12 protein-coding genes are annotated in these 15,147 nt (G+C 64.1%); 5 read left to right on the top strand and 7 right to left on the bottom strand.

Going from position 1 to position 15,147, the window contains the following annotated elements:
- Nucleotides 1-160 precede the first annotated feature (160 nt).
- The 3 genes from GFS60_RS21355 to GFS60_RS21345 are packed head-to-tail and all read left to right on the top strand — an operon-like array spanning nucleotide 161 to nucleotide 3,858.
- Nucleotides 161-1,570, top strand: a complete 1,410-nt coding sequence (locus GFS60_RS21355; RefSeq protein ID WP_236603233.1) for an NtaA/DmoA family FMN-dependent monooxygenase — start codon at nucleotides 161-163, stop codon at nucleotides 1,568-1,570.
- Between the two features lie 42 nt (nucleotides 1,571-1,612).
- Entirely contained in the window at nucleotides 1,613-3,097 is a 1,485-nt protein-coding gene (locus GFS60_RS21350; RefSeq protein ID WP_159924346.1) for a DHA2 family efflux MFS transporter permease subunit, read from the top strand.
- A gap of 14 nt (nucleotides 3,098-3,111) precedes the next feature.
- Nucleotides 3,112-3,858: an NADPH-dependent F420 reductase gene (locus tag GFS60_RS21345; RefSeq protein WP_159924344.1), complete on the top strand. Its 747-nt coding sequence runs from the start codon at nucleotides 3,112-3,114 to the stop codon at nucleotides 3,856-3,858.
- Between the two features lie 139 nt (nucleotides 3,859-3,997).
- Here GFS60_RS21345 and GFS60_RS21340 read toward each other — a convergent pair whose 3' ends face one another.
- The 4 genes from GFS60_RS21340 to GFS60_RS21325 all read right to left on the bottom strand — a co-directional run bounded on the left by GFS60_RS21340 (nucleotide 3,998) and on the right by GFS60_RS21325 (nucleotide 7,801).
- Nucleotides 3,998-4,555 carry a nuclear transport factor 2 family protein gene (locus GFS60_RS21340; RefSeq protein ID WP_159924342.1) on the bottom strand — a complete coding sequence of 186 codons (558 nt, stop codon included), beginning with the start codon at nucleotides 4,553-4,555 and terminating at the stop codon, nucleotides 3,998-4,000.
- Between the two features lie 12 nt (nucleotides 4,556-4,567).
- Complete coding sequence (locus GFS60_RS21335; protein WP_236603517.1) at nucleotides 4,568-5,671, bottom strand: zinc-binding dehydrogenase; 1,104 nt, start codon at nucleotides 5,669-5,671, stop codon at nucleotides 4,568-4,570.
- Between the two features lie 169 nt (nucleotides 5,672-5,840).
- Nucleotides 5,841-6,575, bottom strand: a complete 735-nt coding sequence (locus GFS60_RS21330; RefSeq protein ID WP_159924338.1) for an NADPH-dependent F420 reductase — start codon at nucleotides 6,573-6,575, stop codon at nucleotides 5,841-5,843.
- Between the two features lie 92 nt (nucleotides 6,576-6,667).
- Complete coding sequence (locus GFS60_RS21325; RefSeq protein WP_159924335.1) at nucleotides 6,668-7,801, bottom strand: NADH:flavin oxidoreductase; 1,134 nt, start codon at nucleotides 7,799-7,801, stop codon at nucleotides 6,668-6,670.
- Between the two features lie 598 nt (nucleotides 7,802-8,399).
- Here GFS60_RS21325 and GFS60_RS21320 point away from each other — a divergent pair.
- Nucleotides 8,400-9,866 (top strand): aldehyde dehydrogenase family protein, encoded by a 1,467-nt coding sequence (locus tag GFS60_RS21320; RefSeq protein ID WP_159924333.1) that lies wholly within the window; start codon nucleotides 8,400-8,402, stop codon nucleotides 9,864-9,866.
- A 175-nt stretch (nucleotides 9,867-10,041) separates the two neighbouring features.
- On the opposite strand, the gene GFS60_RS21315 is transcribed toward GFS60_RS21320, so the two are convergent.
- From GFS60_RS21315 to GFS60_RS21305, 3 genes are all read right to left on the bottom strand, one after another.
- Entirely contained in the window at nucleotides 10,042-10,752 is a 711-nt protein-coding gene (locus tag GFS60_RS21315) for a TetR/AcrR family transcriptional regulator (protein ID WP_159924331.1), read from the bottom strand.
- A 250-nt stretch (nucleotides 10,753-11,002) separates the two neighbouring features.
- Nucleotides 11,003-12,400 (bottom strand): MFS transporter, encoded by a 1,398-nt coding sequence (locus GFS60_RS21310; RefSeq protein WP_159924329.1) that lies wholly within the window; start codon nucleotides 12,398-12,400, stop codon nucleotides 11,003-11,005.
- 283 nt (nucleotides 12,401-12,683) lie between these two features.
- Nucleotides 12,684-13,760 carry an LLM class flavin-dependent oxidoreductase gene (locus tag GFS60_RS21305; RefSeq protein WP_159924327.1) on the bottom strand — a complete coding sequence of 359 codons (1,077 nt, stop codon included), beginning with the start codon at nucleotides 13,758-13,760 and terminating at the stop codon, nucleotides 12,684-12,686.
- A gap of 572 nt (nucleotides 13,761-14,332) precedes the next feature.
- Between GFS60_RS21305 and GFS60_RS38650 the strand changes: the two genes are divergently transcribed.
- Entirely contained in the window at nucleotides 14,333-15,139 is an 807-nt protein-coding gene (locus GFS60_RS38650; RefSeq protein WP_201453413.1) for a hypothetical protein, read from the top strand.
- The last annotated feature ends 8 nt before the right edge of the window (nucleotides 15,140-15,147 follow it).

The raw sequence follows: 15,147 nt of genomic DNA, 5'->3' as shown, positions 1-15,147 counted from the left end.
ATTTGCTAAACGGGGTGGTCCCCCGTTTATTATGTGGGGGCAGCCCCCGCTTCAGTAGCGTACCTCGCCACTCCAGCCACCGAGCAGGACCGTCCCCTGTGCTGCAGCCGCTACTTCACGGCATCGACAGCGTCGACGACGACACGAAAGAGAGCACCGCGTGACACCTCACGAGGCATCCACCGAGACCGAATCTCCGGCAATTTCCGCTGACCCCCGAGCCGACGGTTCGAGCAACATGCTGCTGTGCCTGCAGCTGACCAGCGGCTACGGAGCTCAACCCGGCTCATGGCGGGCGCCCGGGGCGAACCCCTCCAGCTACACGGATATGGACCAGTTCGTGCGGTATGCCCAGGCGGCCGAACGTGGAAAGATCGAGCTGCTCTTCTTCGCCGACACCCCTGTGCTGGATGTGAACCTCGAGCACGAGGCTCCTCACTTCGCGATCGACCCACTGCTGGTCTTGACCGCGATCGCCCGGGAGACCGAGCGGATCGGTCTGGTCACCACCTCCTCCACGACCTTCAACGAGCCCTACAACCTGGCTCGCCAGTTCAAGGCTCTGGACGTGATCAGCCACGGCCGGGCCGGATGGAACGCAGTCACCACCTCCAACGCCGCCGCCGCGGCGAACTTCGGCCGCTCGGTTCCTCCACGCACCGAGAAGTACCAGCGCGCCGACGAGGTCATCCAGGCGGTACAGGCGCTGTGGGGGAGCTGGGAGCGGGACGCCTGGGTGCACGACGTCACCGGCAAACGGTTCGCCGACATGAGCAAAATCCAGCCGATCAACATGCGGGGCCGCCACGTCGCCGCGCGTGGACCGCTGCCCATCCCGCCGTCCGAGCAGGGCCAGCCCGTCGTCTTCCAGGCCGGCGGCGGCGGGCACGGGCTGGAATTGGCCGCCCGCTACGCCAGCGGTGTCTACGCCAATCCCTTCACCATCGAAGAGGGGCAGGCACACCGTGCTGCGCTGCGCCGGGCAGCCGAACGCGCCGGCCGGAACCCCGACGAGGTGAAACTGTTCGCCGGCTTCATGCCGAGCGTCGCGCCCACCCGCCGGGCGGCCCTGGACCGGCGGCGTCGGCTGGACGAGTCGGTCGATCTGGCCCAGCGTGTGACCTACCTCGGCGCGATGATCGGGCTGCGCCTGAGCCCGGGTCAGCTCGATGAGCCGCTCACCGCCCGCCAGCTCGCCGACGCAACCCCCAACCCAGCGGATCCGCGCTCTGCCCGCGCCCTGGAGGTCGCGCACGAAGGCTGGTCCCTCCGAGACGTCCTCGCCCACGGGGTCATCGACTACCACCCGGTCGTGTCCGGCACCGCCGCCGACGTGGCCGACCACATGCAGCGGTGGTTCGAGGCCGGAGCCTGCGATGGCTTCTCCCTGGCCATCGACGTCTACCACGACGGCATCGACGCGTTCGTCGACGAGGTCGTCCCACTGCTGCAGCGCCGCGGCCTATTCCATAAGGACTACGAGGGATCCACCCTGCGCGACCACCTGGGCGCGCCCGCCCAGTACGGGCTCGACCCACGCCTCGCCGGCACGGCCCTCGTATCCCGCTGACCACTCACCTCCGACCCATCCTGCCCAGACAGAGAGCACCCCATGACCAAGACCACCCACGACACACTCCCGGACACACCGCCCGCGACCGTCACAGCTCCCGCATCCCGCACCCACCCCGAGGAACGCCTGGCACCAGGGAGCACGCTGGTCATCGGATTGCTGATGGTGTCGGCGTTCATCGTCCTCCTCAACGAGATGCTGCTGGGCGTGGCACTTCCCACCCTGATCCTCGATTTCGGCATCACCCCGAGCGCCGGGCAGTGGGTCACAACGGGCTACATGCTGACGCTGGCCGTCCTCATTCCGGCCACCGGGTACGTGATGCGGCGGTTCCACCTGCGCACGATTTTCCTCGGTGCGCTGTCCCTGTTCACCGCCGGGACGGCAATCGCCGCCCTGGCACCAGGCTTCGAGGTCCTGCTCGCCGGACGCATCGTGCAGGCAGCCGGGACCGCGGTCTTCATGCCACTGTTGATGACCACGACGATGCACCTCGTACCCGCCGGTCGCCGCGGCCAGACCATGGCTCTGGTCACCGGCCTGACCGCCGTGGCACCGGCTGTCGGTCCCGCGGTCTCCGGTGTCGTGCTGTCCCAGCTGAGCTGGCGGTGGCTCTTCCTTCTCGTCCTGCCGATCACCCTGGCAGCGCTGGCACTCGGGGCGATGAAACTCCGCAACATCACCACCCCGGAACCGGTCACGCTCGACGTCCTGTCATTGCTGCTGTCGGCCATCGGATTCGGCTCCCTCGTCTACGGCCTGGCCTCGATCGGTGAGGCCGTCTCGGGCCACTCACCCCTCCCGCCCTACCTCCCGATCACCGTCGGGCTCGCCGGCGTCGCGGCGTTCGTATACCGGCAGATCGTCCTGCAACGTGACCGCGACCCGCTCCTCGACATGCGAATCTTCAGCACCAGATCGTTCACCCTGCCACTGCTGGTCATGGTCATCGTCGCGCTCAACGGCTTCGGCACGCTGATCGTCCTGCCCCTCGTGTTGACCCACATCGTCGGTCTGAGCACCTTCGCGATCGGTCTCTTCCTGGTCCCCGGCGGGGCCCTCATCTCGATCGTCTCCGGTCTCGGCGGACGGGTCTACGACCGTTTCGGCCCACGACCACTGGCGATTCCCGGCGCGGTCGTCTGGACGGCGGCACTGTGGTTCCTCAGCCGCATGGACGAGCACACGAGTGTGGCCACACTTCTGGTGACCTACCTCGTCATCTCTGCTTCGCAAGCCCTGATGTGGACGCCGATGACGACGACCGCGTTGGCTTCCCTGCGTGCCGATCTCTACCCACACGGCACCGCAGCCTTCACCACCGTCCAACAGCTTGCGGGGGCCGCCGGTGGTGCAGTGCTTATCTCGGCCTACACGATCGGGGCCAAGGGTGCGGGTGCACTCGGCATGACCGAGTCCGTGTCCGCAGCCCAGGCCGCCTTCACCACCGCCGGAATCATCGCCCTCGGCGCCGTCCTCGGCGTTTTCTTCGTCCGCAGATCACCCGTTCACAGCGAGAAATAACAAAGGAGTCCTTTATGAAGATAGGCATAATCGGAGTCGGACATATCGGCAAGACCCTGAGTCGGAAGTTGGGCGCCGCCGGGCACGACGTGAAGGTGGCCAACTCCCGCGGCCCGGAGACGATTCAGGCAGACGTTCTTGCCACGGGTGCGCGTGCTGTTTCCACGGTTGACGCGGTGAAGGATGTGGACGTCGTGATCCTGTCGATCCCACTGAACCGTCTTCCGGAGGTAGCGCCGCTGATCGCCACCGTGCCCGCCGATACAGTCGTCATCGACACGTCGAACTACTATCCGGCCCGTGATTCCACGATCGATGCCATCGAAGCCGGCCAAGTCGAAAGCCTCTGGGCTGCCGCGCAACTCGGTCGCCCGATCGTCAAGGCATGGAACGCCATCGGTTCCGGTTCACTCGCCGGGAAGGGCATGCCCGCCGGCACCGCGGGCCGTATCGCCATCCCGGTCGCGGCCGACGACGACAGGGAACGCGCAGTGGGCATGTCCTTGGTCGACGACACCGGATTCGACGGGTTCGACGCGGGAACACTCGCGGAATCATGGCGCCAGCAGCCCGGCGCACCCGCCTACTGCACAGACCTCACGATTGAAGAGTTGCCAGCCGCACTGGCGGCGGCCGAGGCCGCGAGATTGCCGGTGCGGCGCGACCTGGCAGTCGCCGCCTTCGCCGAAAGGGTCGGCGACGGGACAACGAATCCGGACCCGGAATTCGGTGTGCGCGTGAGCCGTGCCCTGTTCATGTGACTGATGTCGACCTACTTCGCCAGCAACGAAGTAGGTCGACATTCGGGGCGCACACTCACCGCGGCGGAAGCCGATCTGCCGCCGACATCAAGGCGCCGGCGGGATCACCGGCAGGGTGATGCGCCCTCGCGGGGCCGATTCACCACTCAGTCTCGTAGATGGCGTCATTCGGGAAGAGGTCTCCCACCCGCGCAGTCTCCGGAATACCTCCGAACACTGCTGCGAACGCGTTGGCGGAGGGGAATTGTGCGGTATGGTCGAAGATCACCGTGCGGCGCAGCACCCGCCACTCCCCACTGCGGCGCTCACACAGATCCCTGTAGCGTCCGCCCATGACGTCAGTCGGTTCGCCATCCGGCTTGACCATTACATATACGACCGAGCTCTCTCGCTTGGCGAAGTCCCCGTCGAGTTCGATGATCACATTGGTGATGTAGTGGTGAGACTTGTGACGCGTCGATTTCTGGTTCTCATACGACCACTCGCAGAATTCATGTGCGGATCCCACGAACATGCCGTGGTTGTCGGTCGCCTCGGGCCAGAACGTCGCTTTCATAGCATCGAGTTCTTTGCGATCCTGGCCGCGACAGTACATTGCCAGGTTCTCGTATAGTTTCTGCTTCGCGATGAGATCTGCGATCTCATCGGAGGTGCTGGCTGAACCGGGGTGGTCAACCTCTGGATAAGCATTGGACATACATTGCTCCTTTCAGGCATTCCGCGCGGGAAAGGTGATGACCGTGCGGGCGAGGCTGTTACGCTCCATTTCCTCGTAAGCCTCATTGATCTCGTCGAGCGCAATCGTCCGTGACACGAGATCGTCCAGATTCAGCCGACCACCGAGATACAGATCCACATACATGGGAATGTCCCGGTAGAAGTTCGAGGACCCGAGCCAGAGCCCTCGCACTCCTTGCTGCCGCGGCAGCAGCCCGCTCTCGGCGGGAGATGGACGAAGGACCAGTTCGGCGCCCGGAGACATACCACCTACCAAGTAGGCCGTACCGCCGAATCCGAGGGTGGACATTGCGGTCTCTGCCACCGCGGGAACACCGATCATCACGAAGGCATGATCGACGCCGCCGCCGGCGGTGATCTCGAGGACGGAGTCGACCACGTCGGCCTGTGAGGAGTCGATGACGTCGGTGGCGCCGAATTGTGTGGCCAGTGCCAGCTTCTCGGCTTGAATATCGACGCCGATGATCCGGGACGCACCGGCGAGGCGCGCTGCCTGGATTGCGTTGAGTCCGACCCCGCCACAGCCGAACACTGCGATGGTCTGCCCGGGCGTAACCTTCGCCGCATTGAATACCGCTCCGCCGCCGGTCACCACGGCACATCCGATGACCGCGGCCTTCTCGAATGGCATTGCGGGGTCGATCGTGACCAATTGATTCTCATGGATCAGCGCCTGCTCCGCGAAGCCGCCGAGACCCTGCAACTGCCCCAGGGGCCCCAACTCGTCCTGGAGGCGCGGTGCGGCCTCGGGAGCACGATCCAGCGCACCGGCATTGGCACATGCATTCAGATTGCCGCCGAGACACGCCACGCATCGCCCACAGGGCTGGAGCGCCGCTGCGACAACGTGGTCGCCGACTTTGATTCGGGAGACGTCGGGCCCTACCGCCGAGACCACACCCGCGATCTCATGTCCCAGCACGATCGGCATGTCCACGCCCATTCCGGTATGGGCGACCGTGATATCGCTATGGCACAGACCTGAGGCACGGACCTCTACGAGGACTTCCCGGCCGACCGGCTCTGCGACGGTAACGTCACAGACCTCGAACTTATCGCCGACTTGCCTTGTCACCGCTGCTCGCACGGATTACTCCCTATGTCATGAGTGCCCAACCGGGCCCCGAGTGATGCAAACCACTTTAATTGTTTGTCGAACAACTAGCCATGTCAAGCAGTCGGCCGAATCGGCACTCCACCGCAGGCGACGAGACACGCGCTCACCACCGGCATCGCAGCTTCCCTTACAGATAGACCGCTCTGGAGAGGCGCAATAGGTCCTCGTTCGACGGAGTACCCTCGATCGCCTTCATTCTTGCGACCATCTCTTCACGCTTCGAGGCCGACGCCTCTCGATCGGCCGACGCAAGCGCGCCTTCCAACTCGGCTGCGGAGAGATCTGTGCAGTAGGCGGGCGTGCCGGGTTGCTGACGCCACGACTGGTTGATCGTCCCTGCATCCACGGCATCGAACCCGGTCAGATCGACAAACTGCATTGCTACTGATTTCGACCGCGTGTCGTCGCCGGCAACGGCCAGCGCGATCCTGCCTCGGGTACCCGACTCTGCACCCTTGGTCGCGAAACTTCCGGCCAGGATATTGTTCCAAGCTTTGACGACCGGTCGCCCGAGCTGCTCAGCCACCCATTCACTTTCGACCTGCCCGTTCTCCACCGCGGTGATGGTGCCGTCTCGGAAGGGGAAGTAATTGGAGGTGTCGATGATCACCGCCTCGGCTGGTGCCACTGAAATTGCAGCACGAAGAGAGGGGACGCGGGCGAAAGGGACCGATGTGATCACCACGTCGGCGCCGCGTGCCGCATCTGCGGCATACACAGCCCTCGCTCCCGCGGCGACGGCGACATCACGGATCGTCTCCGGGTTTCGCGAGTTCGCCAGTAAGACTTCGTGACCACCCGCGGAGAGCCGCCCAGCGATCGTGCTACCGATCTTCCCGGCTCCCAAGATCCCGACAATCATGATTTCTCCATTACTGAGTTGGTACACGGATGCGAAGAGGGGACGGCTATTTGGTCCTGATCAGCCCAGGCAGTCGTCGCCGGCGGCACACCTCAAGAGGACTTCTCGAACGGGATGATCCTCGCCGTGTCACCGGACTGCATCTTGTTCACCCACTCCGGATCCGCCAACAGGGACCGGCCGAGCGCGAGCAGGTCGAACTCGTCGCGTTCGAACTGTTCGATCACGTACCGCAGCCGCAGACGCGGGTCATTCCCGTCGGCGCCGTCATCGCCGATGAACATATGGTCGACTCCCACCGAGCCCACCATGATCACCGGAAGTCCCGTGATCTTTTTTACCCAGCCCGCCAGACCGAGACGGCCTTCCGTCGAGCCGTCTTCCGGGAAGGCAGGTAGCCAGTGCCGGCGGGTCGAGGGATGGAAAACATCGACTCCGGCCGCGGCCAGCGGGCTCAGCATCTGCTCCAACTCGGTGGGCGTAGTTGCGATGGCGGCGTCGTACGCGCCGACCTTCCACTGCGAGAACCGATAGGCGATGGGGAAGTCCGGTCCCACCGCGGCGCGAACCGCCGAGACGACCTCGACGGGAAACTTGACGCGGTTCACGAGGCTCCCCCCGTATCCGTCGGTGCGCTGGTTGGTGCGAGCCCAGAGGAAATTGTCCAGCACCATCCCGTGCCCGCCGTGGATCTCGACACCATCGAACCCGAGCTCAGACGCCAACGTCGCCGATTCGACGTAGGAGGCAATGATCGCATCGAGATCGGCGGTGGTCAGCTCGCGGCCGACTGGTTCGCCGTCGATACCGATAGCAGAGGGGCTGACGGTGGCGAGTTGGGGCTCGAACTGTGACTCATGTCCGCGCATAGCACCCATGTGCATGAGCTGGCTGACGATGGCCGCCCCTTCGCTGTGCACCGCTTCCACTACTTCGCGCCATCCCGCTGCACTCGCCGGGCCGTACATGTGGGGCATGCCCGCGCTGTTGCCGGCCGCGGGTCCTCGCACGAGGGTGCCCTCGGTGATGATCAATCCCACTCCCCCGGCCGCTCGCCGACGGTAATACTCCACATTCTCGGCGTTCGGAATCCCTCCGGGCGAATTCTCCCGTGTCATCGGCGCCATCACGAACCGATTGCGCAGGGTCAGCGATGATGCGACGAATCCGGTGTACAACGGTTCCAATACTGAAACCTGCGCATCGAGAGCGCTCTGTTCTGCCATTGTCTCGTTCTTCCTGTTTCGGCCCTCGTCGTGGGGCATATGACACTCTTTGCCGGCTCGGCGGCTGGGGCATACCTCGGGAGAGAAGATCGGCAACGCCCTGGGTGGGATATCCGGCTGCACGCATGCCCGGGATCGGAAGCTCTCCGGACATGTCCAGACCTGCTCGTGACGCGCATGATCCCTCGCACTCGGATCCCCGCGGACCGCGGCCGGTTCGGTCGGATGTAGGAGAGATGAACTGGCCGAAGTCAGGACATCACGCAATTAGTAGCTTGTCAACGAACAATCTTTTTACAGGGTCAGCTCGCATCTCGACCGGAACAAGATGGAGTGTCGACGCCCTACTTCGGCAGCCGAACTAGAAGTCGCGAAAACGCGCTGTTGACACGTGGTTACTAGTTGGTTGACAATCAATGTGGTAGCGATCACCATTGGCTGCGAGAAACTTCGAGCCGTACCCGACAGTCGGTGTAAGGGGCGAATCATCGGACCCATGACGAGTGACGGTCACGGGAAGCCATGCCCGAATCGGCGATCTGTGTGCCGTAGCGCGCATGCTCGTCGTCAGCGGCAGTGCCAATCAACAGGAGACTTCATGAACAACCCGGCCCCCCTCACCTCGCGTGACACGCTCTACATCGCGGGCATGTGGAGCGAAGACAGCGATCGTGCGTGGATCGAGGTCGAGAATCCGGTGACAGAGGACGTCATCGGGCGGGTCCCCTCCGCCACAAACGCCGACGTCGATCGTGCCGTTACCGCCGCTGTGGATCTGCACCGGCGAGGCGGCTGGCGCGATATCGGTATCAGCGAACGGGCGAAGGCGCTCAGTGCACTAGCCGACGGAATCGAACGGCGCGCGTCCGACTTCGAAGCGCTGTACACCCTGGACCAGGGCGGACTGGCCGCCTTTGCGAACTTCACCGCCGCAGCCGCCGCTGCCATCTTTCGCGACACGGCATCACTTGCACAACAGATAGACCTCGGTCCCACCCGGCGCGACACCACCACCGGCTCTGTGTACGTAAGCCGCGAACCCGTGGGCCCAGTCGCAGCCATCGTGCCGTGGAACGCGCCGTTGGTACTGGCCGCCGTCAAGATCGCGCCGGCCCTGCTGGCGGGCTGTCCTGTCATCGTCAAGATTTCTCCCGAGACCCCGCTCGTGTCATTCGTATTGGCGGAGGTATTCGCTGAAGCAGGCCTCCCGGAAGGATTGATCTCTTTCCTGCCCGGCGGACGCGACCTGGGTCGCTATCTGATCTCACGGCCCGGCATCGGGCACATCTCCTTCACCGGCAGCACCGCGGCCGGCCAGCAAGTGATGGCTACCGCCGCCGAACGAATGACCCGGGTCACGCTCGAGCTGGGTGGGAAGTCGGCCGCACTCGTCCTCGACGATGCCGAGCCCGAGCAGTTCGCGCCGCTACTGGCCGCCGGATGCACGGTTCAGTCAGGCCAGGTATGCACGACGCAGAGCCGTCTGCTGGTACCGGCCCGAAATGGGAAGCAATGGCTCGACGCGTTGACCCAGGCGTTCGACAACCTGCCTGTGGGCGACCCCGCCGACCCTTCCACCGCCGTAGGTCCCCTCGTCTCCCGCGCACAGTTGGATCGAGTCGAGTCGTTCGTCGAGACCGCCCGACAGGAAGGTGCCACCGTCTTGACCGGCGGCGGTAAGCCGGCGGGCGCTCCATTCGAGCACGGTTACTGGTATCTGCCGACTCTCCTGACCGGCACGAATTCGACCATGCAGGTCAACCGGGAAGAGGTGTTCGGGCCCGTCATCACCGTCGAGACCTACGAGGATCTCGATGCCGGCATCGAGGCGGTCAATGACACCGAGTTCGGACTGAGCAACGGAATCTACACATCCGATATCGACAGAGCGCTATCCATCGCACCTCGTCTGGAGAGTGGCGCTGTGGCGATCAACTCCGCCGGCCCCAACGTCACCGCACCATTCGGTGGTCTCAAGATGTCCGGACTCGGACGCGAGGGCGGAATCGAAGGCGTCGAAGCATTCCTCGAAACAAAGCAAGTGAACCTGCCCGCATCGTCGTGAGGCCCGTCAGGCTCCACTGATGCGCCCGTGGGTGTAGTCCGAAGCCGGTGTGAGCGCACGCCGTTGTCCCAGTAGCGTTCTGGCTTGTGCAGGATCAGCCGGCTACATCTATGGGGAACGGCGTGCGCGGCGTCCGTTGCTGGGTGTCGAAAGCACCGAAACCCGTTCTTCGGGCCTATACCTCAGACTTCGCCGACCGCCCACCACGGCGACCGGTCTTGACAGGCCGGTTAGCCGACGTAGTCGATTTGGTCCGCCGCGACCGGCCCCGACTGAGATTCTCCATGCACTGCTCCAGGAAGAGCGTGAGTACGCTCTCCGGATCGACGCCCTCCGGATCGAGCTGCCACAGGTAGCCGACTCCGCGCATTTGCGCGATTATCATCGACGCCTGCTGCTCCGGCTCGACCTTCGGATCGATCGAGCCGTCCTCGATTCCGGCGCTGACAATCGACGCGATACGTGAATGCAGGTCTCGGTGCATGTCCGTGATCCGTCCACGGAGATCCGGGACCGGCCGGAGAGCTTCGAACATCAATGCGTACATCACTGCCAGCGACCACGGATCACGCTTGTACGCGTCCCGGATATTGACGATGAATGTCCGCAGAGTTTCGAGGCCGGACTGCCCGTCATGGGTTGGCAACGCCGTCTCGATGTCCCAGTGTTGCTCGATCTCGTCGACGAGCGCTTCGAGGAGCTTGGCCTTGGAGCCGAACCTGGCAGTCGCGAGACTCCGGCTGTACCCGGCCCGTTCCCCGACGGTCGCTAACGTCATCGTCTGATAGCCGCCTTCGACCACAAGGTCACCCGCCGCACGGATGATCAGGCGTGTCGAGCGTTCGGATCGGACCTGGTGGCCGTTCTGCTCGCTGGATTTTTCCACACTTCAATCATAGTTGACCGACCAGCACGCAGTCCTGCGGGCGACCCGAACGTGTACGCACGGGCGCTAGGAGATCTGCGGGACCGAGGTGGTCGATCGGGGTGGCGTCGACGTGGAACAGGTCCCGGGGGCGCTTTCGATCGCGGTGTACATCGGGTAGCTTTCCGAATCGGCTACGGGTGATGCCCCTGGCCTGATCGACCAGGAACATCACCCGTGAGCCGCAAGCATCGGCTGCCGCGCAGAGGGTTCAGGGACGTAGGTGATCGCCGGCGCCCGACAGCTCCGGTGTCGGATCCTCACTGTCCGACATCAGATTCTCCACCTGGCGTGGCGCGACCCACCGGACTGCGGCCATCCCGATCGAGGCGACAATCGCCGGAACGACGGCCAGCAGGAAAATCGTTTTCGCCGGTACGTGCGCGGCCAGCAGTGCCCCACCGATCGTGGGACCGACCACCGATCCCACCCTGTCGACGCCCGACAGCACGCCCATACCGGTTGCCCGCAACCAGCTCGGATAGATCTCCGCCGCGACTGCGTTGACACACATCTGAGTTCCGATAGCGAACGCTCCGACCACGAACACCGAGACCATCAGAACGACTATGGACCCGATAGACAATGCAGTGGCCACGATCGCCACCGCGGCGATGGTGAAACAGATACTCAACATCCGGGAAGGATTTCTGCGGCGATCGGCCATGATCCCGATACCGACCCCACCGAACATGGCACCGAGATTGCAGACCGCCGAAGCGGCGACGGCATGCCCCGTCGAGAGACCGGCGTCGGTGAGCACCGAAGGAATCCACGACATCAAGAACAGGATCAACAGAACCGCGTTGAAGAAGACGACGCAGAGCACCAGTGTCACCGGCGCAAGTCGGCGGGTGAACAGCAGCTTCATCGACGGCTTCTCGCCCCGGCGATGGTCCTGCATGACCAGCGGCACGTCCACCGTGCCGACTGCGTCGCGGTCGATCGACCGCAACAACGCCCGCGCCCGGTCGTCCTTCCCGGACAGCGTCAGGAACTGCACCGTCTCCGGAAGCCAACGCAGCAGCGCAGGAATGAGGAGTAGCGGCAGGATTCCACCGAGCACGAACACCGATCGCCACCCGAAGGTCGGGATGATGGCGCTCGCCAGCAGTCCGCCCACGAATCCGCCACCAGCGCTACTCGCACCCACCACCGTGACAGCGGTTGCACGCCGACGTTTCGGCGCGAACTCCGCTCCGTACGCATACGTGTTCGGCATGACGGCGCCGAGCCCAATGCCCGCGATGAACCGCAACGGAATCATCTGGTCGATGTTCTGCACGGCCACGACCGCGAGGGTCATGACGCCGAAGAGGAGGACGCCCCCGATCAGCACCGGGCGCCGACCCCAACGGTCCGCACGCGGAGCGAGAAAAAGGCCACCGACAATCATGCCGAGCAGCGACGCAACAATCGCCGACGTGAGACTGGCCGTGGTGGTCCCCCAGTCTTCGGCGATCGCCGGAGCGCTGATGGCCATGATCAACGCGTCGAACCCGATGAACACGGATATCGCCATCACCATCCCGATCGATCTGCGCTGAGCAGGAGAGAATGGAGCGTCGTCGATTATCTGCTGGACATCCAGCACTGGAGATATAGACACGTACGGTCCTCCGAAGGATAGCGATGCGGTGGGATTCGACGCCGAAATGGCACCCGCGATATGCGCGGGGCTCTACTGCTCCCTGACAGTGTCGCGCGTCACATCCATCTTGGGCGCCCGCAACTTTGTTTGTCAACCCACAATTAATTCCGTGCGAGGATTCCCACGCGTCGCCATGCCCCCGGATAGGTGGTGGGTACATCCGTGGCCCACTCCAAAAACGAAAGTTGTTGCCAGATGCGGACAACGAGAGCGAATCGCAGACGGAGTCCCGCTCTGTCACTCAGCAGGCGCGCAGGCGCGGCAGCACCTCGTTGACCAGAAGTTCGTACGAATGCACTACTTCGGGAGTCTGCGTGTAGGGAACCACCAGTGTCATCCGGTCGAGCCCCAGGTCCATCAACCCCCGGAGTCGGTCGACGCAGGTTTCGACGTTACCAACGATGGCGAACTGGTCGATGAACTCGTCGGTGAGTGCCTGACACTGGGGCGCCAACTCACCGTGCCTGTTCATGTCGTATACCTTGGCGATCTCGAGCATGATCTCGGACTGCGCCGCGGTAGACGGACCGATTACCTTGTTGTTCATCACGGAGAATCGGGCCATAGTTGCGACCGTCGGCTTCACAATCTCGCGGGCGACCCGGATGTCCTCCTGCGGCATCGCGATCACGACGCATCCGAGGCCAACCTCCTTGCCAACGTCCGCGGCGGCCGTGCGCGCGAGGTCGACACCCCAGGCGACACGGTTGACTTCCGCCGCCAGCCCCAGAACGACGGTTTCAGCAACACGGGCGGACGACGCGATCGCCTTGGGACCGGTCGAGAACGACTCGATCGGAACCTTGGGAATGTCGTAGGCGCCCAGCCATTTCAGGCTGCTGCCCGTCGGACCGGATCCGATCGCCAGGTCGCCGAACCCCACCTTGGCGTTGAGGACCATTGCGCTGGCATCCGTCATGGCGACCATCTCGCCGCGCAGGTAGGTCTGGAGCATCTCGAGGTAGTGCTCGAACTTCGCGATCGACATCGGTGATGCGCCCACGTAGGCCAGCGCGGAATCTCCCCTCCCAATCCCCAGCACAGCCCGTCCGTTCGAGATCAGCTGCAGCGACGCAGCCGCCGCCGCTGTGACTGACGGATGGCGCGTGATCGGGTTCGTCACCCCTGTCGCCAGCTTTATCCGACTCGTCGCCTGCGCACAGGTCGCCAGATAGGACCAGACCTCCGGGAACATCGACTGCGAATCAACCATTACCGCCCCATCCCAACCGTCAGCCTCCAATCGCGCCGCTTCCGCCGGGGCTCCACGCGGGTCCTTCGAGGTGAGATTGGTCCAGAACTCGGTGCGCTTGGTCATAGTTGTCCCTTTCCGGCGCTTCGACTTCGGTGCGAACGATGAGGTCGCGCTCGTCCTACCACCGGATCGACGGCCGCTTTCTGCTACCTAGGCCACCGCGAGCCTACTCCAACATTGCTTGTCGACTAACTAATAACGAAGAATAAGAGCCGCACGCCGATCGGAAAACTAGTTGCTTGACAACCTATCGATATGCGGCAGACTAGCCCCTGTGGTCCACCTCACTCCCTTCCCGGGAGCGTTGGGCAGCGCCACCCGCCGGCTCGGCTCCGACCGGACATCCGCCGCGCGAACGTCGGCCGATCTGCCACTGACAACGCTCCGGTCGACCGGGTGGAAGCGTTGTACTGCCGGGTGTCCGGCTCGACTGGGCAGGAGTCCTCGCTCGCCGATCAGGAGAAGATGTTGCGCGAGAGCGCCACCGGAGTCGTGTAACGGGTGTAAAAAGGGACGCGTTCGGGTGTGCGGGAAACGCGGGCCGGGTTGGACCGGATGCTCGACGACGCTGCCGAGGGTCACTTTCACGGTGGTGCGGGTGGTGTGGCGGGATCGGTTGGCCAGGTTCGGGTGGCGTGGATCGAAAGGTATTGTCGGTGGTCGGGGTTACGGTCGAGGTTCTGCGGGAGCATGGCGACACATCGGTGGGGGAAGAGTTGATCGATGACTTCATGGCGTTGCTGGCGTCGTTTTCGGGCCGGTTCTATCGGTTGCGGTCGAGGCTGAATCAACGCCGTCTTCTCGGCCGATGCGGCAGCACGGTTTGCGGTGGGGGTAATCCGATGGAGACGGTGGACACGCAGAAGCGGCAGCGAAAAGAAGTGGTCCGCGCCGATCGCGTGCTGTATCAGGTGCGGCGGGTCGTGGGCTGGCTCGGAATTCGCGTGCACTACATCGCTGCTGCGATGCGTGGCAACGACATTGCCACACCGCTGGACATCAAGACCGCCAAGGGTGGGATCGGTGGCACCGAACTGGTGCCGGACTGGTTCGCCGAACTACTCGCCGAGGAAGCGGCCCGCACCGCGCGCCGCGCCGCAGGGAAGGAAGCTCAGCCCCTCACGGACGCACAGGCGGAAAAGCTCCGCACCGGCCTGGTGTGTCAGCTGCTCGACGCCGGGAAGCTGCGGCTGCCCGACGACGAGATGGTCACCGTCGACGACGTCGTGTTCCGGGCGTCGAAAGACCTCGTCAAGGGAGCTGCAGCGGAGGAACTGTGTGCGGGGGAACTGTCGGAGTTGCGGGTGGTCGGAGGGAACCCCCACGATGACCGTACTTGGTGGGTGCACGCTGGACCTTGCGGCGGAACGGGGGGTTCCTGCTGTCCGAAGAACGAGGTCCCGCGCGCATCGCTGACTCTGGTACTCGGCGGGGCGAGGTGACCGTTGCC

Source organism: Rhodococcus sp. WAY2, assembly GCF_009859915.1.
In the GTDB taxonomy this organism is placed as follows: domain Bacteria; phylum Actinomycetota; class Actinomycetes; order Mycobacteriales; family Mycobacteriaceae; genus Rhodococcus_F; species Rhodococcus_F oxybenzonivorans.
The sequence above is the reverse complement of the archived record's forward strand: the minus strand, read 5'-3'. Positions and strand labels throughout refer to the sequence as shown.

Coding starts and splice junctions, on each gene's coding strand:
- GFS60_RS21325 (WP_159924335.1), bottom strand. CDS start 7,801: ATGGCAGAACAGAGCGCTCTCGATGCGCAGGTTTCAGTATTGGAACCG.
- GFS60_RS21345 (WP_159924344.1), top strand. CDS start 3,112: ATGAAGATAGGCATAATCGGAGTCGGACATATCGGCAAGACCCTGAGT.
- GFS60_RS21330 (WP_159924338.1), bottom strand. CDS start 6,575: ATGATTGTCGGGATCTTGGGAGCCGGGAAGATCGGTAGCACGATCGCT.
- GFS60_RS21350 (WP_159924346.1), top strand. CDS start 1,613: ATGACCAAGACCACCCACGACACACTCCCGGACACACCGCCCGCGACC.
- GFS60_RS21320 (WP_159924333.1), top strand. CDS start 8,400: ATGAACAACCCGGCCCCCCTCACCTCGCGTGACACGCTCTACATCGCG.
- GFS60_RS21305 (WP_159924327.1), bottom strand. CDS start 13,760: ATGACCAAGCGCACCGAGTTCTGGACCAATCTCACCTCGAAGGACCCG.
- GFS60_RS21340 (WP_159924342.1), bottom strand. CDS start 4,555: ATGTCCAATGCTTATCCAGAGGTTGACCACCCCGGTTCAGCCAGCACC.